At 62.8% G+C, this 20,816-nt stretch carries 23 protein-coding genes and 3 pseudogenes; 17 read left to right on the forward strand and 9 right to left on the reverse strand.

Features of this window, described 5'->3' with window-relative positions; genetic code table 11:
* The first annotated feature begins 8 nt into the window (after positions 1-8).
* Entirely contained in the window at positions 9-428 is a 420-nt protein-coding gene (locus tag CKW35_RS01600; protein ID WP_095114863.1) for a VOC family protein, read from the forward strand.
* Positions 429-673: 245 nt separating this feature from the next.
* The gene (locus CKW35_RS01605) at positions 674-1,576 is read left to right on the forward strand and encodes a sterol desaturase family protein (RefSeq protein ID WP_095114864.1); all 903 of its coding nucleotides are present in this window, start codon (positions 674-676) and stop codon (positions 1,574-1,576) included.
* Here CKW35_RS01605 and CKW35_RS01610 read toward each other — a convergent pair.
* Positions 1,538-2,224 (reverse strand): helix-turn-helix domain-containing protein, encoded by a 687-nt coding sequence (locus CKW35_RS01610; RefSeq protein ID WP_023047283.1) that lies wholly within the window; start codon positions 2,222-2,224, stop codon positions 1,538-1,540. The genes CKW35_RS01605 and CKW35_RS01610 overlap by 39 nt on opposite strands.
* Positions 2,225-2,431: 207 nt before the next feature.
* On the opposite strand from CKW35_RS01610, the gene CKW35_RS01615 reads away from it, so the two are divergent.
* Positions 2,432-4,105 (forward strand): MFS transporter, encoded by a 1,674-nt coding sequence (locus CKW35_RS01615; RefSeq protein WP_016486073.1) that lies wholly within the window; start codon positions 2,432-2,434, stop codon positions 4,103-4,105.
* 104 nt (positions 4,106-4,209) lie between these two features.
* Here the strand turns inward: CKW35_RS01615 and CKW35_RS01620 are convergent, their stop codons facing one another.
* The gene (locus CKW35_RS01620) at positions 4,210-4,779 is read right to left on the reverse strand and encodes a hypothetical protein (RefSeq protein WP_016486074.1); all 570 of its coding nucleotides are present in this window, start codon (positions 4,777-4,779) and stop codon (positions 4,210-4,212) included.
* Positions 4,780-4,809: 30 nt separating this feature from the next.
* Positions 4,810-5,196, reverse strand: a complete 387-nt coding sequence (locus tag CKW35_RS01625; RefSeq protein ID WP_016486075.1) for a VOC family protein — start codon at positions 5,194-5,196, stop codon at positions 4,810-4,812.
* Between the two features lie 163 nt (positions 5,197-5,359).
* Between CKW35_RS01625 and CKW35_RS27680 the strand changes: the two genes are divergently transcribed.
* From CKW35_RS27680 to CKW35_RS01645, 5 genes and pseudogenes are all read left to right on the forward strand, one after another.
* Positions 5,360-5,545, forward strand: coding sequence for a hypothetical protein (locus CKW35_RS27680; protein ID WP_143499713.1), 186 nt, complete (start codon positions 5,360-5,362; stop codon positions 5,543-5,545).
* A gap of 150 nt (positions 5,546-5,695) precedes the next feature.
* Positions 5,696-6,601, forward strand: coding sequence for a LysR family transcriptional regulator (locus CKW35_RS01630; protein WP_095114865.1), 906 nt, complete (start codon positions 5,696-5,698; stop codon positions 6,599-6,601).
* Between the two features lie 99 nt (positions 6,602-6,700).
* A pseudogene (locus tag CKW35_RS01635) lies at positions 6,701-6,814 on the forward strand (paraquat-inducible protein A); the annotation flags it as partial.
* A pseudogene (locus CKW35_RS01640) lies at positions 6,811-7,125 on the forward strand (paraquat-inducible protein A); the annotation flags it as partial. The pseudogenes CKW35_RS01635 and CKW35_RS01640, both read left to right, overlap by 4 nt.
* Positions 7,119-7,391: pseudogene (locus CKW35_RS01645) on the forward strand (ABC-type transport auxiliary lipoprotein family protein); the annotation flags it as partial. The pseudogenes CKW35_RS01640 and CKW35_RS01645, both read left to right, overlap by 7 nt.
* 10 nt (positions 7,392-7,401) lie before the next feature.
* Here the strand turns inward: CKW35_RS01645 and CKW35_RS01650 are convergent.
* The 3 genes from CKW35_RS01650 to CKW35_RS01660 all read right to left on the reverse strand — a co-directional run bounded on the left by CKW35_RS01650 (position 7,402) and on the right by CKW35_RS01660 (position 11,558).
* Positions 7,402-8,862: an MDR family MFS transporter gene (locus CKW35_RS01650; RefSeq protein WP_232895889.1), complete on the reverse strand. Its 1,461-nt coding sequence runs from the start codon at positions 8,860-8,862 to the stop codon at positions 7,402-7,404.
* A 64-nt stretch (positions 8,863-8,926) separates the two neighbouring features.
* The gene (locus CKW35_RS01655) at positions 8,927-9,595 is read right to left on the reverse strand and encodes a TetR/AcrR family transcriptional regulator (protein ID WP_016486082.1); all 669 of its coding nucleotides are present in this window, start codon (positions 9,593-9,595) and stop codon (positions 8,927-8,929) included.
* A 208-nt stretch (positions 9,596-9,803) separates the two neighbouring features.
* On the reverse strand, positions 9,804-11,558 hold the full coding sequence (locus tag CKW35_RS01660) for a phosphoethanolamine transferase CptA (protein ID WP_080641008.1): 1,755 nt from the start codon (positions 11,556-11,558) through the stop codon (positions 9,804-9,806).
* A gap of 204 nt (positions 11,559-11,762) precedes the next feature.
* On the opposite strand from CKW35_RS01660, the gene CKW35_RS01665 reads away from it, so the two are divergent.
* A complete protein-coding gene (locus CKW35_RS01665) occupies positions 11,763-11,921 on the forward strand; it encodes a DUF2986 domain-containing protein (RefSeq protein WP_016486084.1) in 159 nt (52 codons plus the stop codon).
* 232 nt (positions 11,922-12,153) lie between these two features.
* Here CKW35_RS01665 and CKW35_RS01670 read toward each other — a convergent pair whose 3' ends face one another.
* Together CKW35_RS01670 and CKW35_RS01675 are read right to left on the reverse strand one after the other, a co-directional pair.
* Positions 12,154-12,528 (reverse strand): hypothetical protein, encoded by a 375-nt coding sequence (locus tag CKW35_RS01670; protein WP_095114866.1) that lies wholly within the window; start codon positions 12,526-12,528, stop codon positions 12,154-12,156.
* Positions 12,529-12,732: 204 nt separating this feature from the next.
* Positions 12,733-13,323: a biliverdin-producing heme oxygenase gene (locus tag CKW35_RS01675; protein ID WP_016486086.1), complete on the reverse strand. Its 591-nt coding sequence runs from the start codon at positions 13,321-13,323 to the stop codon at positions 12,733-12,735.
* Between the two features lie 183 nt (positions 13,324-13,506).
* Here CKW35_RS01675 and CKW35_RS01680 point away from each other — a divergent pair, with 183 nt between their 5' ends.
* Positions 13,507-13,998, forward strand: a complete 492-nt coding sequence (locus CKW35_RS01680; protein WP_023047290.1) for a GNAT family N-acetyltransferase — start codon at positions 13,507-13,509, stop codon at positions 13,996-13,998.
* A 14-nt stretch (positions 13,999-14,012) separates the two neighbouring features.
* On the opposite strand, the gene CKW35_RS01685 is transcribed toward CKW35_RS01680, so the two are convergent.
* Positions 14,013-14,921, reverse strand: coding sequence for a LysR family transcriptional regulator (locus tag CKW35_RS01685; protein ID WP_016486088.1), 909 nt, complete (start codon positions 14,919-14,921; stop codon positions 14,013-14,015).
* Between the two features lie 93 nt (positions 14,922-15,014).
* Between CKW35_RS01685 and CKW35_RS01690 the strand changes: the two genes are divergently transcribed.
* The 7 genes from CKW35_RS01690 to CKW35_RS01720 all read left to right on the forward strand — a co-directional run bounded on the left by CKW35_RS01690 (position 15,015) and on the right by CKW35_RS01720 (position 20,802).
* Entirely contained in the window at positions 15,015-15,962 is a 948-nt protein-coding gene (locus CKW35_RS01690; RefSeq protein ID WP_016486089.1) for a ketopantoate reductase family protein, read from the forward strand.
* The gene (locus tag CKW35_RS01695) at positions 15,959-16,357 is read left to right on the forward strand and encodes a VOC family protein (RefSeq protein WP_095114867.1); all 399 of its coding nucleotides are present in this window, start codon (positions 15,959-15,961) and stop codon (positions 16,355-16,357) included. Before CKW35_RS01690 ends, CKW35_RS01695 begins: the two co-directional genes overlap by 4 nt.
* Positions 16,354-16,809, forward strand: coding sequence for a MaoC family dehydratase (locus tag CKW35_RS01700; protein WP_095114868.1), 456 nt, complete (start codon positions 16,354-16,356; stop codon positions 16,807-16,809). The genes CKW35_RS01695 and CKW35_RS01700 overlap by 4 nt, the downstream gene beginning before the upstream one ends.
* A complete protein-coding gene (locus CKW35_RS01705; protein ID WP_095114869.1) occupies positions 16,806-18,038 on the forward strand; it encodes a CaiB/BaiF CoA-transferase family protein in 1,233 nt (410 codons plus the stop codon). Before CKW35_RS01700 ends, CKW35_RS01705 begins: the two co-directional genes overlap by 4 nt.
* A complete protein-coding gene (aroE, locus tag CKW35_RS01710) occupies positions 18,035-18,853 on the forward strand; it encodes a shikimate dehydrogenase (protein ID WP_095114870.1) in 819 nt (272 codons plus the stop codon). The genes CKW35_RS01705 and aroE overlap by 4 nt, the downstream gene beginning before the upstream one ends.
* Positions 18,854-18,856: 3 nt before the next feature.
* Positions 18,857-19,294, forward strand: coding sequence for a type II 3-dehydroquinate dehydratase (gene aroQ, locus CKW35_RS01715; protein ID WP_095114871.1), 438 nt, complete (start codon positions 18,857-18,859; stop codon positions 19,292-19,294).
* Positions 19,295-19,389: 95 nt separating this feature from the next.
* Entirely contained in the window at positions 19,390-20,802 is a 1,413-nt protein-coding gene (locus CKW35_RS01720; RefSeq protein ID WP_024717939.1) for an MFS transporter, read from the forward strand.
* The last annotated feature ends 14 nt before the right edge of the window (positions 20,803-20,816 follow it).

Consider the following 20,816-nt stretch of genomic DNA (forward strand, 5'->3'; position numbering starts at 1 on the left):
GCCCAGGCATGCGACCGTTCACCATCAAGCACATCGATCACCTTGTGTTGCGCGTCAGCGACCTGCCGCGCAGCGTTGCTTTCTACACCGGGTTGCTCGGCTGCCATGTGAGCCGCGTACGGGAAGACCTGGGCATGGTGCACCTGGCCACGGGTACGGCGATGATCGACCTGGTAACCCTGGACGGCCCGTTGGGGCGGCCAGGCGGGGCGGCGCCGGGGGTGGAGGGGCGCAACCTGCACCATTTCTGCCTGCGGATCGAGCCGTTCGACGAGGCCGCATTGACCGCCTACCTGGAAGCCGCCGGGGTAACGGTCGAGCCCGCAGAACAGCGTTATGGCGCCGAAGGCGAGGGGCTGTCCCTGTACTGCTACGACCCGGATGGCAACCAGGTGGAGTTGAAGGGGCCAGTCGCGGAGGCGATATGAGCGACCTGTGCATTCGCGAGCACTGGATCGAACGTTTTTCTCGACTTTGACGCGGCCCCTGTGGAAACAGGCTTGGCCCGCGAACACCGGCAAAGCCCGCTCCCACAAGACCACTGTCTCTGTGTGGCAGCAGAACCCAAGGGGGCATTCATCCCCGATTCAGCGGCTGTGCATGCGCCGTTCTTTCAAGCGCCTACCTGGCCTCAGGCCCGACACTGGTGGCTCCTGACAAACTGGAGTCACCCATGCGCACCCTCTACGCCCCGCTATTTTTCTTCGGTTACATTGCCGCGGCACTGTCATTGGCAGACCACCCGTTGTGGCTGCTGCCACTGCTGGCCAGTGCGGTGTTGCTGTCATTCACCTGCGAACGACTCATCCCCTACAAGGCCGCCTGGAACCAGACACAAGGCGATGGCCGCCGCGACCTTTGCCACGCACTGATTAACGAATGCCTGACCCTCTGCAGTGTGGCGGGCATCCCGCTACTTGCCCACTGGCTGCCGGGAGCAGGGTTTTGGCCTGATCAGTGGCCGTTGGCCTTGCAGTTGCTGCTGGCCATTGCGTTGGCCGACCTGGGCATCACCCTGGTGCATTACGCCAGCCACCGTAGCCCGCTGCTGTGGCGGCTGCATGCGGTGCACCACAGTGTCACCCGCTTGTACGGCTTCAATGGGTTGATGAAACACCCTCTTCACCAGTTGCTCGAAACCTTGGGCGGCACCTTGCCGCTGCTACTGCTCGGCTTACCCGTGGATGTGGCAGCGTTGCTGGCATTCAGTGTGTCTATCCAGCTGTTGTTACAGCACAGTAATGTGGACATGCGCATCGGCGGCTTGCGCCATGTGTTTGCCTGGGCGCCGGTGCATCGCCTGCATCACCTGAAGTACGGCCGCACCGGCGACGTCAACTTTGCGCTGTTCTTTCCGCTCTGGGACCGCCTGCTTGGCACGCTACTGTACTTGCCAGGCTATGCGCTGGCGGATGACGACATGGGCATCGGTGATCGGCCTGACTACCCGCAGGCGTACCTGGCGCAATTGCGTGAGCCGTGGGTGAGCGGGGAGTTTCACCCACCTGCGCTATTGCCGGTCGGACTGCGCCAGGCTTTAGCCGAGCGTACGGAGGCGCAAGTGACGCAAAACTGACCCGGGGCTGAGGCCGAACTGGTGGCGAACGCTGCGGGTGAAATGCGCCGAGTCGGCAAACCCCGCCGCCAATGCCGCTTCGGTCAGGCTGGCGCCGCCCAGCGCCCGTTGCAGGGCCACGCGCAAGCGCTGCCACAGCACCAGCCGGCGCACTGACAGTTTCAGTGAGCCGCTGAACAGGCGTTCCAGCTGGCTGATCGACAGCGCTGCAGTGCTGGCCAGTTCCTGGGCCGGCAATGTCTTGTGGTCGAGTGCGCGAATTCGCTCGAGGGCTTTTTCCAGTCGCGGGTCGAGCGGGCGACGCGGCCAGCGCCCCAGGCTCTCAGCCAGAAGCTCTGCGCTGTTGCCGGCTTGCTCGCAGGCCTGGGCAAGGTCTGCCAGGTCGAACGCCAGCGGTTCGGCGAACAGGGTAAGGCAGGGTACGCCATGACTGAGGATGGCATGGGGTTGCCGCGACGCGATCAGCACCTGCGGGCCGCTGCAGATCTGCTCGCCCAGGCGCACCTCGACATCCGCACCGAGGCCGACAAGTATCTGATGCGCGTAGTGCACGTGGCTGTCGGTCCTGCCGAGCGTAGATCGCAGCAGGCAGTAATCGTCAGCCAACCAGATGTCGCCCTGCCAGCCCGGTGTTGCCTTGTCGTTCATGCCGCCCTCTTGTGTAGCGCCAGGCGGGTGGATATCCCGGCAAAGCCGATTATGCTTCATTTACCTTGCTGCGATCCGAGGCGGCCCGCCTCGTCGTGCTTCGCGCAACCAAAGCAAGCCCTAGGGCCTGGGTGCGACGGTGAAAGGGATGTGACTCACTCCCTGTGAGGTGCTCCGGCCTGCATGACGACAAGACGGAGGCAACCCATGGCGGTTATCGACAGCGCATCCACGGGCAGTAGCGCGCCCCAACGCGGCATTACCAAGGAGGAGCGCAAGGTCATCTTCGCCTCGTCTCTGGGCACGGTGTTCGAATGGTACGACTTCTACCTGTATGGTTCACTGGCCGCGATCATCGCCAAGCACTTCTTTGCCGGTGTCAATGAAACCACCTCGTTCATCTTCGCCTTGATGGCCTTTGCCGCCGGTTTTGCCGTACGGCCATTCGGGGCTATCGTGTTCGGTCGCCTGGGCGACATGATCGGGCGCAAGCACACCTTCCTCATCACCATTGTGATCATGGGCCTGTCCACGGCACTGGTGGGCCTGCTACCGAGCTACAGCGCGATCGGCGTGGCAGCGCCGATCATCCTCGTGACCTTGCGCTTGCTGCAGGGCCTGGCCCTCGGTGGCGAGTACGGCGGGGCGGCCACCTATGTGGCTGAACATGCGCCGAAGGGCCGACGCGGCTTCTTTACCGCCTGGATCCAGACCACCGCGACCTTGGGGCTGTTCCTGTCGCTGCTGGTCATCATGACCTGCCGCACGGTCATGGGTACCGAGGTGTTCGAGGCCTGGGGCTGGCGGGTACCGTTCCTGCTGTCGATCCTGCTGCTGGCAATCTCGGTGTACATCCGCATGCAGCTCAACGAGTCGCCGGTGTTCCTTAAGATGAAGGCCGAGGGCAAGGCATCCAAGGCACCGCTGACCGAGTCGTTCGCCCGCTGGGACAACCTCAAGGTGGTGATCATGTCGCTGCTGGGCGGCACCGCCGGGCAGGCCGTGGTCTGGTACACCGGGCAGTTCTATGCACTGTTCTTCCTGTTGCAGATGCTCAAGATCGAGCCGCAGACGGCCAACCTGCTGATTGCTGGCTCGTTGCTGATCGGCACGCCGTTCTTCATATTCTTCGGCAGCCTGTCCGACCGCATTGGCCGCAAGAAAATCATCATGGCCGGCTGCATCATCGCTGCGCTGACCTATTTCCCGATCTTCAAGGCGCTGACCGAGTACGGCAACCCGGACGTGTTCGTCGCCCAGGAGCAGAACCCGGTCGTGGTGGTGGCTGACCCTGGCCAGTGCGCGTTCCAGTTCGACCCGGTGGGCAAGGCCAAATTCACCAGCTCCTGCGACATTGCCAAGAGCCTGCTGGCCAAGCGCGCCATTCCTTACACCAACCAGGCGGCCGAACCTGGCAGCGTGGCGCAGATTCGTATCGGTGAGCGGGTACTGCCAAGCTTTGAAGGCAGCAGCATGGCCGCAGCGGATTTCAAAGTGCAGAACGAGGCGTTTACCGCCACCTTGAGTGGTGCGTTGAAAGAAGCAGGCTACCCGGAAAAGGCCGACCCCGCGAAGATCCACTACCCGATGGTGCTGCTGTTGCTGACCATCCTGGTGATCTACGTGACCATGGTCTACGGGCCAATCGCTGCCTGGCTGGTGGAGCTGTTCCCGGCGCGTATCCGCTACACCTCGATGTCGCTGCCTTATCACATCGGTAATGGCTGGTTCGGCGGCTTCTTGCCCACGGTTGCGTTTGCCATGGTGGCGGCTACCGGGGATATCTATTACGGCTTGTGGTACCCGATCGTGATCGCGGTAATGACGGCGGTGTTGGGGATACTGTTCCTGCCAGAGACCAAGGACCGGGATATCAACTGATGGGGCAGCTGTGCCGGCCGCTTCGCGGGCAAGCCCGCTCTCACAGACTGTGTTGTACATGTGGGAGCGGGTTTAGCCGCGAAGCGGCCGGCACAGGCAGTCAATCAGTCGAAGTACCCTCGCAAGCCGAAGGTATACCCCGTATCCACGTCAACTGGCTCACCCCGGCTCCAGCGCTTTTTCAACACGAATTCGAACGCCGGCTCGTACAGCCCGTCGCGCACCAGCGCCCCCGCCAGCACTTCCACGTCATACCAGCCGTTGTCCAGCTCGATGATGGGCCGCCCCGGCACTTGGTAGCGGGCAATCAGGTCACCCAGGGTCTTGGGCGTGAAGTGCTGCAGGATGCGCCAGGTGTACAGCATCAGCGCCCCATGCTCCACGCGCAGCACATAGCCATTGCGCCGGTGCTTGAGCCGGCTGCCGGCTTCGCGCAGGGCCGGGGTATGGCCATCGAGCGTGAACAGGATGCGGTAAGGCAGGTTGTCGACCCCGGCCAGCGGCAGCACGATGCCTTCGCGCACCGCCTTGTCGCCGCTGTCGTCATGGGTGAAGGCGTAGGCCAGGTCATCTGCAAGCTCATGCTCTTGCTTGAAGCGCTCGAGCAGCTGGATATCGCCAAGCAGAAAGTAATCGACCAGGTCGTTGAGTACTTCGCTGAATTCGTGGCGCATCTGTTTTCCTTATTGGTGCGCGTTGGGGTGTCAGTGTTTCTGGGCGATCTGGATCAGGTTGCCACAGGTGTCATCGAATACGGCCACGGTGACGGGGCCCATGTCGGTGGGCGGCCGGGTGAACTGCACGCCCGCTGCACACAGCCGTGTGTATTCGGCCTGGATATCACGTACGCCAAACGAAGTGGCGGGGATCCCGTCCTGCTTTAAGGCGGCCTTGTACACCTTGGCCGCCGGGTGCGCGTCGGGCTCGAGCAGCAGTTCGACGCCACTGGGATCGTTGGGGGAGGTCAGGGTCAGCCAGCGGTGCCGGCCCATGGGAATGTCATGTCTGGGCTCGAAACCGAGTACGTAGTGGTAGAAGGCCAGGGCCTTGGCCTGGTCGTCGACGAGAATGCTGGTGACCACGATCTTCATAAGCGCACACCGTTTACCTGGGGCCGATGACTATCAGTAAAGACGTTAGGGCGTTTTTGACCAGTGGCTGCATTGCCTGTGGGGCTTTTTTCCCGCTGCGTGGCAGTGGATGCGCGACCTATCGTTGGCCTGGCCTTACCTAACCCACCAAGGAGTGCAATGCGTGCAAGATGAACCGATGAAAGACCTGCCAGACACCCGTGATAACGATCAGGCGGATGCCGCCAAGCCGTCTGCAACGCTGTCCCGGCGCAAGCGGAGCGTGGCCCCGGTTTGCGCAATGGGCTGTGAGTCGGGGTACAAGCAGATTGGGGAGGACTGCGTTCCGGAGAACCCGGAATTCGAGTGAAGCAACGGGCCGGGGCAACTCGGCCCATACAAAAAACCTGTGCAAGGCATAGGTAAATCCTTCCGCTCTCAGCACCCACTCGCCGCTGGTCAGGGGTAAAGTGTCAGGCATGATCCCAGTCTGCCCAGACCAGCGTCAGAGAGGTACCCTGTGGCTGCCTATACCTTGCGACAACTGAAGTACTTCGTCACCACCGTGGAGGCCGGCAGCGTGGCTGAGGCCTCGCGCCAGCTGTACATTGCCCAGCCGTCCATCTCCACGGCCATCAAGAGCCTGGAAGAAAGCTTTGGTGTGCAGTTGTTCATCCGCCACCACGCCCAAGGCGTATCACTGACGCCCAGCGGCAAGCGCTTCTACGCCAAGACCCGGTCGCTGCTGCAGATGGCCCATGAATTCGAGCAGAACGCCCTGGCCGACAACGACACCGTGGCGGGGCAGATCGACATTGGCTGTTTCGAAACCGTCGCACCGCTGTATCTGCCGCGGCTGATCGCCGGCTTTCGCCAGCGTTACCCCGGCGTGGATATCCGCCTGCGCGACGGCGAGCAGCAGGAGCTGATCCAGGGCTTGACCGCCGGCACGTTCGATCTGGCGTTTCTTTATGATCATGACCTGGACGGCACCATCGAAGCCGAGCCGTTGATGCCGCCGCAAAAGCCCTACGTGCTGCTGCCGGAAAACCACCGCTTTGCCGGCCAGGCCCACGTGTCGCTCCGCGACCTGTGCCCGGAGCCTATGATCCTGCTGGACGTGGCCCCCAGCCGCACCTACTTCGTCAGCCTGTTCAACGAGATGGGCCTGACGCCGAACATCGTCTTCAGCTCGCCGTCGATCGAGATGGTGCGTGGCATGGTCGGGCAGGGCTTCGGTTTTTCGCTGCTGGTGACCCGGCCGCATTCGGAATACACCTACGACGGCCAGCGTCTGGCCATCCTGGATATCGCCGAGCCGGTGGCGTTGTCGGGGCTGGCGGCGGCGTGGTTGAAGCGGGTGCAACTGACCAAGCCTGCACAGTTGTTTGTGGAGTTTTGCCGGGAAGAACTGGCGAAGTTCTGAGGCGGGCATGCCGTGCGGCACGCACTAGCAGCGCCAGGATCTGATCATCTGTGAGTACTGCGACACGGTGTACCAGCGTGCGCCACTGCTCAAGCACGAGCGCGCCTTTTGCCGGCGATCCCCGGTATCGGCCTGCTGGCCTTGGCCGCGTTGAGCATGCTGATCATCCATATCGCCGGCAAGGATATTCGCGACTTGTGGGTGCAGGTATGAATGACCCGGCCAACGCCGACGAGCTGGGCCTGTGCCTGTGCCATGGCTGCGGCCAGGCCTGTGAGCTGAGTAGCGGCGCTCACAGATGCACCCGCTGCGGTGCAGCCATCCACCGACGCAAAGCCAATGCCATCACTCGGGGCTGGGCGTTTCTGCTGGCGGCGTTGGTGTTCTATATCCCTGCCAACCTACTGCCGGTGATACACACCCAAATGCTTGGCAGTGGCAGTGAAAGCACCATTGGTGGTGGCGTGCTGGAGTTCTGGGAGGCCGGCGCCTGGGACATCGCGCTGATGATCTTCATTGCCAGCTGGGTGGGCCAGCGGGTGGCGGCACTGCGGCACTGCGGGTGGACGTACAGCGCTTCGATACGGTGCCGGGGCGCTATGCCTCGCTGGACGCTGTGTGGCGGCTGAAGCGGGTAGGGCAGGCTGAGCTGACCTGCCGCACCTCGGTGCAGACGGTGGCTGACAACAGCATCACCAGCCTGGTGAATGCGCATCAGGCCAACCTGCGCAAGCTGGCCGAGGCGGTGCGGGGCAGTGCCGGTCGGGGTAGCTGCTTGCAAGCTGCCTGAAGGCCTGTCGTCAACCCTGCGTCGCTTTGCGTAGCGGCACCTCACGCAGCAGCCAGGACAGTGCGAAAGCCACGCTGGTGATCGCTGCGGCCAGCAGGAACACGCCATGCATCGCCCCGGAAAATGCCTGCAGGTAGCTGTGCTGCAGGGCGGCGGGCAGGGCATGGACGGCAGCTGGCGAAAGGCTTGCGGCTCCCCCGGCACTGGCGGCGAAGTCACTGCCCAGGCCACCCAGCAAGGCATGCGAGAACAGGGCGCCGAACAACGACACGCCAATGGCGCCGCCAATCGAGCGGAACAAGGTGGCCCCTGAGGTCGCCACGCCCATGTGGCGCAACTCGACGCTGTTCTGCACGGCCAGGATCAGCACCTGCATGACCATCCCCAGGCCGGCACCCAGCAAGCCCATGTACAGGTTCATCAGCGCCATGGGGGTATCCAGCTCCAGCCGGCTGAGCAGGCCCAGGGCAATGGCTTGCAGCAACGTGCCGAGGATCGGGAACACCCGGTAACGCCCCCAGCGGCTGATCAGCCGCCCGGTAATCGCCGACACCACCAGCAGGCCACCCATCAGCGGCAGCATCTGCAGCCCGGCGCTGGTGGGCGTGGCGTCCTTGACTACCTGCATGTACAGCGGCAGGAAGGTGACCGCGCCGAACAGCGACACCCCGACGATGAAACCTATCAGCCCGGCAAGCACGAAGGTACGGTGACGGAACAGGTGCAGCGGCATGATGGGCTCGGCGGCGCGGCGTTGTTCCAGGACGAAGCCGACCAGGCCGATCAGGGCGAACAGCGAAAGGCAAAGCATGTCCAGCGACTGCCACGCCAGCAAGCTGCCGCCCAGGCTGGTGATGAGTACAAGGGCCGCCAATGCCACGGTAAGAAAGAACGCGCCGATGTAGTCCACCGTATGCCGTACCAGGGCCACGTGCGGGCGGAAAACACTGCCGATAACCAGCAGCGCCAGCAGGCCCAGGGGCAGGTTGATGTAGAAGATCCAGTGCCACGACAGCTGCTCGACCAGAAAACCGCCGATCAGCGGCCCTACCACGGTGGCCAGGCCGAACACGCCACCGAACAGGCCCTGGTAGCGGCCACGTTCGGCAGGCGGGATGACATCACCGATGGCGGCCATCGCCACCACCATCAAGCCGCCGCCACCCAGCCCTTGCAGGGTACGGAAGACGATCAGCTGGGCCATGTCCTGTGCTGCGCCACACAAGGCCGAGCCCAGCAGGAACAGCACGATGGCCACCTGCAGCACGCGCTTGCGGCCGAACTGGTCACCGAACTTGCCATACAGCGGCACCACTACCGTGGAGGCCAGCAGGTAGGCGGTGACCACCCACGACAGCCAGCGCAGCCCACCGAGGTCGCTGACGATGGTTGGCAGTGCGGTCGAGACGATGGTCTGGTCGAGGGCGGCCAGGAACATCACCAGCATCAGCGCTGCCAGCAGCAGTGGCATGGAGGTTTGCGCGTCCGTTGCGGCGGGGGAGGTATCATTGGATACAGGTTGCACGGTGCTTACCTCAGCTGGGTGTGGCGTTGGCCTGGGCATGCTGCTGGCCAGCGTCCTGCAGGCCTGCAAGGGCAAAGCGGTAAAGCTGCGCAGCAACGGCCTCGCTGGGCATCTGCAGAATTTCGTGCAGCGCCCCGGAGCCGCCGCGCGGGCCGATCAGCAGCATTGCCCACGGCGCTGTGACGCACAGGATGCAGCGGGTCAGGGCCGGTTCGTCGACGGGGATGGTGCTGACCTCGCTGAACAGCCCCTTGAGCAGTGACAGGCGCAGGGGGGCGGCCGCCTGCAGATGCGCCTGGCCATGAGGGCTGGGGGCGAGGATTTCTGCGGCCAGTACCCGCAAGTGCCAGTTGTCCCGGGCCTGCGTGGCCTTGTACACCACCAGTTCCACCAGCACGCGCAGCTTTTCGGCCGGTGTCTGGCTGCCTTGGGTGATGCGTTGCAGGTCGCTGAGGTCGAGGAAGCGTTGGCGGGCCTCGTCGAGCACGGCCAGGTACAGGCCATTGCGGCTGCCAAAATGGTAATTGATCGACGCCAGGTCGACCTCGGCCTTGGCCGCGACGGCCTTGTTGCTGGTTTCGGCGTAACCCAGTGCGGCGAACAGTTCGCCGGCGGCTTCGAGGATGCGCGTACGGGTGACGGCGCCGTCCTTGCGGGGTTCGCGGGGGGCTGCGGACATGGTGGGTACTCTGCAAACCAGGAATGTGGGCAGAGCGTGGCTGAGACTTAATCTAAAATCAATTTAAATTTAATTTATACGGCAAACGGCCTATCGCGATTCTTGTAGGAGCAGCCTTGTGCTGCGAAGCGGCCGGTACAGGCCACGCATCCGTATGCCTCCAATACCGGCCTCTTCGCAGCACAAGGCTGCCCCTACACGTGACGATCTACTGGTGATTACTGGCCGTTTCCTGCACCTGCCCGGGCTTGTCCAGTGGCAGGTGGTCGAACTCGCGCAAGCCATCCTTGCGGTACGGGTCACCAATCCAGCGTGGTGCCACGACAAATTCCGTGCTCACCAGGCTCTTGGCCGGCTCAAAGCGGTCGTAGCTCAGCCCGGCCAGGTCGGACAGGGTATGGATCAGGTGCGAACTGCTGTAAGGGCGGCTGGCCATCGCCTGCAGGTCGCGGGGGTGCTCGGCCTGCCAGCGTGGCGAGGTCCACAGCAGGAACGGGATGGTGTACATCGGCCGGGTCGGTGCGCCTTCGTTGCGCCCCAGGCGGTCGTGGTTACCGGAGCTGTACACGTCTTCGCCGTGGTCAGACAGGTACAGCAGGAAGCCATTGGGGCTGCCGGCCGCATAACGCTTGATCAGGCTCGAAACCACGTAGTCGTTGTAGCGCACCGCGTTGTCGTAGAAGTTGTAGGTTTCTACCTGGTCTGGCGTCAGCACTTTCGGTACGCCTTGGCCATCGGTGAAGTGCGCGTAGTCGTTCGGGTAGCGGAAGCGATAGTCCATGTGCGTGCCCAGCAGGTGCACAATGATGAACTTGTTTGGCGCCGGGTCTTGCAGGGCCTTCTCGAACGGCGCCAGCACCACGTCATCGTACTGGCTGGCGTTCTGGTTGCGCTGGTTGTTCAGGTAGACCGGCGCGTCGGTCTGCTGCGAGAAGGTGGTCAGCATGGTGTTGCGCTTGGTCATGGTCTGCTGGTTGGTGATCCAGAAGGTCTTGTAACCTGCCTGTTTCATCAGGTTGATCAGCGAGGGATCGGTAAGGAAGCGGTCCGGGTTTTGCTCGTTGCCAAAGGTGAGGATCTGCTGCATCACCTCAATGGTGTACGGGCGTGGGGATACCACGTCGCGGAACACCGTCAGGCCCTTGTCGCTGGCCGCCAGCGCGTCGAGGTTGGGTGTGGTGTCGCGGTTGTAGCCGTACAGGTGCATGTGCTCGCGGGTGGTGGACTCGCCCAGCACCAGCACCAAGGTGCGTGGCGCCGTACCGCTGCTGTCACGCAGGTTTTGCAGAGGCGGTAACGCGGCATTCTGCGCCAGCAACTCCTGCATGTTGTCCAGTTGCTGGCGGTACTGACGGTAGCCCACCAGCAGTTGCCAGGGCACGGCGGGCTCCATGCGCTGCTGCACCTTCTCGGCGGCATCGGCGAAGTTGCGCTCCTGGGTGACCATCTGCTTGTAGAACGGGTACACCAGGTTGGCCACCAGCAACAGGGCCACCACCGGCAGGCGGCTGCGCAGGGGCAGGCTGACCGGGCGCACGCGCTTCCACAGCAGTACCGCACCCAGCGTGTACAGCAGCAGCGCCAGGCCCAGCCACACACTGAAGTACTGGCTGAAGTATTCACCGGCCTCGGCGGTATTGGATTCGAACATCACGAAGATGACGCTTTGCGAGAACTCCTGGCGATAGATGCCGAAGTAGCTCAAGCCCACCAGCGATGCAGCCCACAGCACCAGGCCGATGACGGCCGCCGTGGCACGGGTGAAGCGGGGCAGCAGCAACACCGGGGCCAGCCACAGGCTGCTGAGGAAGAACGCATCGCGAAAACCGGCGAAGCCGGTAGTACCGCTGAACAACAGCAATGCCTGGGTGACGCCAGAGAAGTACCAGAAGAACAGCAGCAGCCAGCCCAGGCCGGCCCAGTCCACGCGCGTGCGCACGGTGGGGGATGTAGTGTGTGACACGTATGCCTCGTCGTACCTTGACGGCCAGCGGATGTGCCCGTGACCTTAAAGGGCGTGACGCTAATCTGCGGCGTGTGAAAATAACGTCAACGTGGCGACTGACAGGGGCTGGCCGGTTACCCGGCGCCATGTTTACTGGCGCAATACGCCGACCACACAGGTACTATGTGGTCTGCAAAACCGCACTGACAGGCCCTGTGGATTATGAATCGTCGAAAGAAAATCAAGCAGCTATTGGAGGCGCATGCCAAAAAGGCCAATGCCAAACTGGCGCCGCGCAAGCCCAAGTACATCTGCAAGGCAGACCGCTTGAAGATGGAAGCAGAGGCGGCGGGGGATACCCCTGATGCAGCGCAAAGCTGATAGCGGAATTGGAAACTTACCCTGTGGGAGCGGCCTTGCGTCGCGATAGGGCCGCATAGCGGCCCCAGATTTCAGCGTCACGGCAACCCTTGCCGGGGCTGCTTTCACAGGTACTGCATAAGTCTGAAGCTTGCGCTGCACCTGTGGGCGCTGGCCAGGCGGCGATGAGGCCAGATCAAGCAGTACCAGACAGCTGTCCCACAGAGCGTGCGACCCGCATCAGGCGTGATGGTCAACGGCGGTAATAACGGTAGTCGCCATGGTGGCGCTGGTGCATGGCACGCTCATGGCGGCGCTCCCAATCACGGCGCCGTTCCCAGTCACGCCGCCGCTCCCAGTCCCGCCGGGCTTGCTCCCGCCGCCACTGCTCACGGCGCCAGTCGCTTCTGTGGTCATGCCAGCGGTCGTCGTCGTGAGCCAGCAGCGTGGCCGGCTGTGCATTGGCTACACTGGCCACCTTCGACCAGGGGTTGGCGGCAGGCTGTAACGGTGACTGAACCGCAGGCGCCATCGCCACCGGTGCTTTCATTTGAGTTGCGGATGCCGTGCCCACCGCCGCGAACGAGAACAGGCCGAGCAGCACCAACCTTGCGACATGTATTTTCATGAGCGAAGCCAACCTCTGATAACAATTGAGCCATCTGGCCAGCAGGTGTGGACGAACCTTGTCTCGCGTTCCGCTACCTTTCTGTGCCTCCCACATAGACCGGCAAACGGGAAAAAGTTCGCTACAGCAACAACTTGTAGAAATTTATGATGCCTGGTCACTACGTTCCACAAGCCTGACTGTGCGCGTGCAGCGATCTACTGTTCATTGGCTTGCGAACACTTCTCGCAGGTGTGCCCGGTAACTGTCGAACGCGGCAATCGTACCCACAATCACCTCGGCCTCTTGCTCGTCAGTCAGCACCAGGCCATCAAGCCTGGCCACGAACTCGCGCCAGTGCAACGCGCGCCCATCGGGGTGCGGTGCCAGGTGGCGGGCACCCTGATCGCCATCCAGGCCCAGGCGCTGGGTTTGCTTGAACAGGAACGCCGCCCCCAGGTTCGAGCCTTCACTGCAATACAGCCATCCCAGCGCCTGGGCCGGGCTGGCGCTGACTTGTCGAGGCGGCGCTGGCAGCGACAGGCCCAGGTCACGCAAGTCGTCCTCTACTGCCGCGAAGCGTGACAGCGCCACCAGGCCCGGCAGGCGCTGGTTGAGTTGGTCATCCTGGTAAAGCGCCACTAGGCTGCCATGAAAACGGTGCTGCACCTGCAGAAAGCGGCCATAACGCTCGTGGCTCTCGAAGGGCCGGGCCGCCATTACCAGTTGATCAACGCTGTCATGGTCCCGGCTGCTAGCCGCTTTCAGGCGTTGGCAGCGGCTCGGCTGCAAGAGGTCGGAGTGTACAGCTGTCATGGGTGTATCCGTGGCAAGAAGGCAATGTGTCAATCATGCTTGCCAGCAAGGGTAGGCGGCAAGCGCGAGCGAGAGCCCCGCACGTCGGTGGGTCGAAAAAACACCAGCCCTTGGGCTATAGGAGCGGCTTGCCCGCGACTGATTTAACATGGCTGACGCATTCAAGTTCCCCGGGAGCCAGTCATGAGTACCCTACAGTTCCGTACCCCCACCGTTGCAGACGCCGAGCGCTGCTACGCCATTGAAATCGGCGCCTATGAAGGAGATGAAGCGGCCACGCTGGAAAAAATCCGCACCCGCATCGCGCAGTATCCGCACGGCTTCCTCATCCTGGAAAACATGGGTGAAATCGTCGGCTTCATCAATAGCGGTTGCGCCTACGAAGTGGTCATGTCTGATGAAGACTTCAAGGAACTGGTCGGCCATGACCCGGCAGCACCGAACGTGGTGATCATGTCGGTGGTGGTGGACCCTGCGCACCAGGGCAACGGTTACGCCAAGCGGTTGATGGACGAATTCATCGCCCGCATGAAGGCGTCAGGCAAACAGGCCATTCACCTGATGTGCAAGCAGCAGCATGTGGCGCTGTACCAGAAGATGGGATATCAGTACGTCAAACCGTCGCCTTCGGACCATGGCGGCATGGCCTGGCATGAAATGATCCTCGCGCTGTAATCCATGGGCCAGGATCAGGCCGATCGACCGAAAAGACCGTGGATCACTTCCCTGAGCCAGCGGTTGCCACTGTCTTGGTGATAGCGCGCATGCCAGTGCTGTTTCACGGTGAAGCCCTCCACAGCGAATGGGCAGTCGTGCACTTGCAGGTCGTGCATGTCGGCAAGGGTCTGGCCGATATGCCTTGGTAGGGTGGCGACCAGGTCGGTGCTGCCAACGATCATCCCCAGCCCCAGGAACGCCGGTAGATCCAGCACGATCCGGCGCTCTATACCCGCCCGGGCCAGCCCCGCCTCCAGCAACTTCTGGCCGGTGCCTGCGCTGATCTGTACATGGCCTTCGGCTTGGTAGCGGGCCACGTTCATGCCATGGGCGAGGCGCGGGTGCTGGCGATTGCTCAGGCACACCCAGTCCTGATCGAACAATACCTGCTGATACATCCCGCCTCCCAGCCAGGGCACAAAACCAATGGCCAGGTCGGCCTCGCCCGACTCCAGGGCACTTTCGCTATTGCCGTCGATGCGCGCCGCCTCCAGGCGAATGCCGGGGGCATGGCTGCGCAGGTAGTTGAGGATGCTCGGCAGCAAGGTGATATGGCTGGCATCGCTGACACACAGGCGAAAGTGTCTTTGCGCGGTGGCGGGTGTGAATTGCGGTTCCCACGCCGTCAGCCGACGCAGCGATTCGAGTACTTCGCGGCAGGGCCCGATCAACTGGTCGGCGCGCGGAGTCGGGGCCATGCCACCGGGGGTGCGGACAAATAACGGGTCGTTCAGTTGCTGACGCAGGCGGGCCAGCCAGATGCTGATGGTTGGCTGGCTTTGGCCCAGCTGCTCTGCGGCACGCGTAACGCTGCGGCAGTGATACAGCAGGTCGAACAGTTGCAGCAACTTGGGCTCGGGCAGGGCATCGGCGGCACTCATTATTGCAATTCTCAATAGGTGTATTGAGGCCATTGTATAGCCCGATCGGGAGACGCTGCATAAGGTAATCGCAAACCACAGGAGGTCTGCGATTTGAAAATCTGCATTCTGGGTGCCGGTGCCCTGGGCTGCGCTATTGGCGCGGCGTTGAGTGAGGCCGGGCACCAAACCTGGCTGCTCAACCGTGGCCGTGAGCATGTCGAAGCCATCAACCTGCACGGTTTGCAAGTACAGGACGAACACGGCGAGCGGCAAGTACGTGTCAATGCCACCACCGCTGCCAACGACGTGGGCGTGGTTGACCTGGTCGTAGTGTTGGTGAAGTCGTTCCACACCGCTGAAGCGATGGGTGGTGCCACGGCCCTGCTCGGGCCGCAGACGCTGGTACTGTCGCTGCAGAACGGCCTCGGGCATGAAGACATTCTGGCCGAGGTCGTCGGTAGAGCGCGAGTACTGGCGGGCAAAACCTATGTCGGCGGTGTGTTGTTGGCACCGGGTTCGATCCGAGCTGGCGTGGCGGGTAAGCACACTTACATCGGTGAACTGGACGGGCAACTGACGCCTCGCGTGCAGGCCATCGCCGAGGCCTTCAATGCTGCGGGGCTGGCCACCACGGTCAGTGACAATATCCTCGGCACCATGTGGGACAAGTTACTGGTGAATGTCGCAACCGGCGCGCTCAGCGGTATCACCATGCTCAGTTATGGCCAGCTGTACAGCGAACCGTTGCTCGAGAGCACCGCCAAGGCTGCCGTGGCCGAGGCAATGGCCGTTGCACAACGGGCCGGTATCAGGCTGGGCCTTACCAGCCCAGATGCGGCATGGGCACTGGCCGCCGAGGGCCTGCCGGCAAGCTTCCGTACCTCGATGCTGCAGAGCCTGGAAAAAGGCTCGATCACCGAAATCGACTTCATCAACGGCTCCGTCGTGCGCTGGGGCCAGCGCCATGGCGTTGCCACCCCCGTCAACGCGACCTTGGTGGCCTGTATCAAGGGCATTGAACGCGCGATGGCCGATCACCAGAAAAGGGATAACCCATGAGCCAGCCGAAAGCCTACCTCGAACACGTTGCCTTCTGGGTGCGCGACATTCAGTGGCATATCCGTTTCTTCAACGAAGTGTGCGGTATGGCCCTGCGAGAAGCGCAGGGCGATGTCGAGCAGCGCACGCAATACTGGACGCTGGGCGGCCTGCAGTTCATTCACCAGCCTGACTTCGCCGGGCCGGAGGGGCGCATGGCCCACCTGGGCATCATGTGCGAGGACCTCGAAGCAGCCCTTGCCGCAGCCCAGCGCTTCGGCGTCAGCGAAATGCCTCAGGGCCGCAACTGGCTGCGCCTGCCGGACGGTCTGGCGGTTGAGTTCATCCAGGCCTCGCCGGCCACTTGCGTCGCCCAGGCACTGGCCATCGACCCGCGTGCGGAGGTATCGGCATGAGCGTAGTGGAGAAATTCTGGGACGATGCCCGCGAAGGCGATGAATGCCTCAGCCCCACCTACACGGTAACCCGCGAGCGCATCCTGGCTTACGCCGCCCTTACCGGCGACCACACCCCGGTCCATGTCGATGAGGAATACGCCAATGCCAGCCATTTCGGCTGCCTGGTCGCCCACGGCTTGTTCGGGTTGTCGATCGCCGATGGCTTGAAGACCCAATGCCAATACCGCTTCGTGCCAGGCATGTCGCTGGGTTGGATGTGGGATTTCGTACTGCCGATCAAGGTCAACGATGTGCTGCAGGTACGCATGCGCGTGGGGTCGATGCGTCCCAGCAAAAGTCGCCCGGGCTGGGGCATCGTGGTTCTGCCGTCGGAACTGATCAACCAGAATGGCGAAGTCGTGCAGCGCGGTGAGCACCGCCTGATGGTGCCAAGGAGGGCAGAGGCATGAGCCAGGCGTTGCCTTTGGCGGGTATCCGCGTCATCGACTACAGCCACTTCCTCGCCGGCCCTTATGTGGGCCGCTGCCTGGCCGCGCTGGGTGCCGAGGTGATCAAGGTCGAACGGCCGGGCAGCGGCGATGCCGGGCGCCAGCATGCGTTTACCCTGGACGAGCAGCAGAGCGGCTACTTCCTGCAGTTGAACATGGGCAAGCTGGGCGTCAGCGTCAACATGAAGGACCCGCGTGGCAAAGCCTTCATGCAACGCCTGACCGATTCGGCCGACGTGTTCATCGAGAACTATCGTCCAGGTGCCCTGGACAAGCTTGGCCTTGGTTATGCCGAGCTGTCGGCGCGTAACCCGCGTCTGGTTTACTGCTCGATCTCCGCCTACGGCCACACCGGGCCTGATGCCCACCGCGCCGGCTTCGGGCTGATCGCCGAAGCCAAGAGCGGCATCATGCAGATGGTTGGCGTGCCGGGCGAAGCGCCGCCGTTGCTGCGCATTTCCCTTGGCGACATGTACACCGGTATCCATGCTGTAGCGGCGATCAACGCGGCGCTGCTGGGCAGGGTCAGCTCTGGACGCGGACAACATATCGACATGGCCCTGTACGACACGCTGGTGTCGATGCACGAGTATGCGGTGCAGTGCTACACGTTGTCGCAGGGCACAGTGCTACCCGAGCAGACCGGCCATGACATGCCGACCTCGACCCTGTATGGCGTCTTCCGCGCAGCCGATGGCGACCTGGTCATCGCCGCTCAGGTCGACGACGCCTGGCAGCGCTTCGCCGCCATGGTCGAGGCCAATGGCGGCCCGCCTGGGTTCGGTAGCGATGGCCGCTACCATAAGCTCAATGGCCGCAATGCACACCGCGAGGCGATTCTGGCGGTAGTCCGGGATTGGGTCGGTGTGCGTCGGGTCGCCGACATCTTGCAGCTGCTCGATGGCATCGACATTCCCAGCGCCAAAGTGCAACGCATTGATGAAGTGCTGGCCGATCCGCAGATTCAGGCTCGCAACATGGTCATCGAACAGCAGCACCCGCGCTACGGCACCTTGCGCCTGCCCAATCTGCCGTTCCGCTTTTCTGACTGCGATACCACGATCCATCAGGTTGCCCCGGACCTTGGCCAGCACAATGCCGAGGTCGCTGCGGGGCTTGGCTTCAGTCCCGAAGAAATCACCGCCATGCAAGCGGCCGGTGTGCTGTTCACCCACGGAGATGCACGATGAGCGACCGCTATGCAGTGATTGGCCGACCGATCAACCACACTAAATCCCCGTTGATCCACGGCCTGTTTGCCCAGGCCAGCGGTCAGACCCTGGAGTACGGCGCGATCGAGGGCGAGCTCGAGGGTTTCGAGACCCAGGTGCTGCAATTTTGCAGTGCTGGCGGGCGGGGCATGAATATCACAGCGCCATTCAAGCTGCGCGCCTTCGAGCTTGCCGACCGGCGCAGCGAGCGGGCTGAGCTGGCGCGGGCGGCCAATGCGCTAAAGTTCGAGGATGGCCATATCTTCGCCGAGAACTTCGATGGCATCGGCTTGCTGCGGGATATCGAAGAGAACCTCGGTGAGCCGCTGCGCAACCGGCGGGTGCTGATGCTCGGCGCCGGTGGTGCGGTTCGTGGCGCGTTACTGCCCTTCCTGCAGGCTGGGCCCAGCGAGCTGGTACTTGCCAATCGCGACATGAGCAAAGCCCTGGCGCTGCGCAACGAGCTGGATCACCCAAGGTTGCGTATCAGCCGTTACGAAGCGCTGGAAGGGCAAACGTTCGACATCGTGATCAATGCCACTTCTGCCAGCCTTGTCGGTGAACAGCCGCCGTTACCTGGCGGGGTACTTGGCGGCACGCGGCTGGCCTACGCACTGGCGTATGGCAAAGGCCTCACGCCTTTCCTGCGCCTGGCCGGGGAGCGGGGTGTGACACACCTGGCCGACGGCGTGGGCATGCTGGTCGAACAGGCGGCAGAAGCGTTTGCCTGGTGGCGCGGGGTGCGGCCCGATACGCGTGCGGTGATTGATCGCCTGACGATCCCGCTGGAGTAAGGCATGGTCGCCAATGTCCTGATGCTGCACGGCATCAACCACAACATGTTCGGCAAACGCGACCCGCGCCAGTACGGTACGGCCACGCTGGCCGATGTCGACCAGGCCTTGCGGGCGCTGGGCGAGGAACTGGGGGCGCGGGTCGAGAGCTTCCAGACCAACTTTGAAGGCGCCATGTGCGAGCGAATCCACCAGGCGTTTGTAGAACGGGTGGATGCGGTGCTGATCAATGCCGGGGCGTGGACGCATTACAGCTATGGTATTCGCGACGCACTGGCCATTCTCGAAGCGCCGGTGGTAGAAGTACACATGTCCAACATCCATGCCAGGGAGCCGTTCCGGCACCATTCGGTGTTTGCCGACGTGGTGCGGGGGCAGATCTGTGGCTTTGGCGTAGAGACCTACCTGCTGGCGTTGCGTGCGGCCATGCGCATGCTTTGAGCCAAGGCATCGACTTTTGTGGGCGTGGGCATGTCCGTGCCCACAGGGTGCGCTCAAAAGCCCATGATGCATCACCGACCCGAAGGAGCTCTACCGTGTCTAGCCCGGCAGTGACCAATACCTCCCGCCACGCTACCTGCATTGCCTTGCTGGTCGCTATCACCTTCTTCATGGAAAACCTCGACGCCACCGTGATTGCCACGGCACTGCCGCAAATGGCCAGTGACTTCGGTGAAAGCGCGGTCAGCCTGAATATCGGCATCAGTGCCTACTTGCTGGCCGTTGCGGTGTTCATCCCACTCAGTGGCTGGGTGGCCGACCGTTATGGCCCGCGACGGGTTTTTGCTGGCGCCATCGGGCTGTTTACCGTGGCTTCGTTGCTGTGCGGTATGGCCCCCAGCCTGGAAACCTTTGTCGGGGCTCGGGTACTGCAGGGCATTGGAGGTGCGCTGATGGTGCCGGTGGGCCGGTTGGTGGTGCTGCGCACAACCGAGAAAAAAGACCTGGTGAGAATGCTCGCGGTAATCACCTGGCCTGGCCTGGTGGCGCCAGTATTGGGCCCACCGCTTGGCGGCCTGATCGTCACGCATTGGTCGTGGCCCTGGATCTTTTACCTGAACATCCCCCTCGGGTTGCTGGCCATTGCGGCGGCCTGGCTACTGATTCCTGATGCGCGGTCAGCTGAAAAGCGCCGCTTCGACACGCTGGGGTTCGTTTGCCTGGCGTCGGCATGTGCAGCGTGGCTGGTCGGCCTGGAAATGCTTGGCTCTCTGGCGGGGGGTAGCCTGGGCGCCGGGCTGGCACTGGTGTCGCTGGGCGGCTTGCTTACCTGGTTGGCGATTCGCCATTGTCAGCGGCATCCATCGCCGCTTTTGCCACTGGATACCTTGTCTATCCCCACGTTCAGGGTCAGCATCGTGGGTGGGACCTTGTTCCGCCTCTCGATCAGTGCCTTGCCGTTCCTTATCCCGTTGCTGCTGCAGATTGGTTTCGGCTTGTCGCCGGTGGATGCCGGGCTGCTGGTACTGGCGATCTTCGCTGGCAACCTGGCGATGAAGCCGTTTACCACCGGCTTGCTGCGCCGCTATGGTTTCCGCCGCGTGTTGCTGGTCAACGGGCTGATTGGCGTTGGTTGCATTCTGGCTTGCCTGGGCTTGCAGCAAGGCATGCCGTGGTACGGGATGGCCGTGGTGTTGTTCGTGGGCGGGCTTTCGCGCTCGATGCAGTTCACCACCTACAACGCCGTCGGCTTTGCCGAAGTGCCCAAGCAGCAGATGGGCGAGGCGTCGACGTTATTCAGCATGTGCTTCCAGCTGGCGATGGCGTTGGGTGTTGCGGTGGTGGCATTGCTGCTGCGTGTGGCGATGATGGTGCGGGGCGGCGAAGGCGGGTTGACGGTCAGCGACTTCCACTGGGCGTTGATTGGCGTTGCCTTGATTGCCTGTGTGGCGTTGGCCGATGCCATTCGCTTGCCGCGCAACGCCGGGGAACAGGTGCTGCGCACCTGAGACCAGCGACAGGG

This window comes from Pseudomonas sp. Irchel 3F3, assembly GCF_900187545.1.
GTDB lineage: Bacteria > Pseudomonadota > Gammaproteobacteria > Pseudomonadales > Pseudomonadaceae > Aquipseudomonas > Aquipseudomonas fortuita.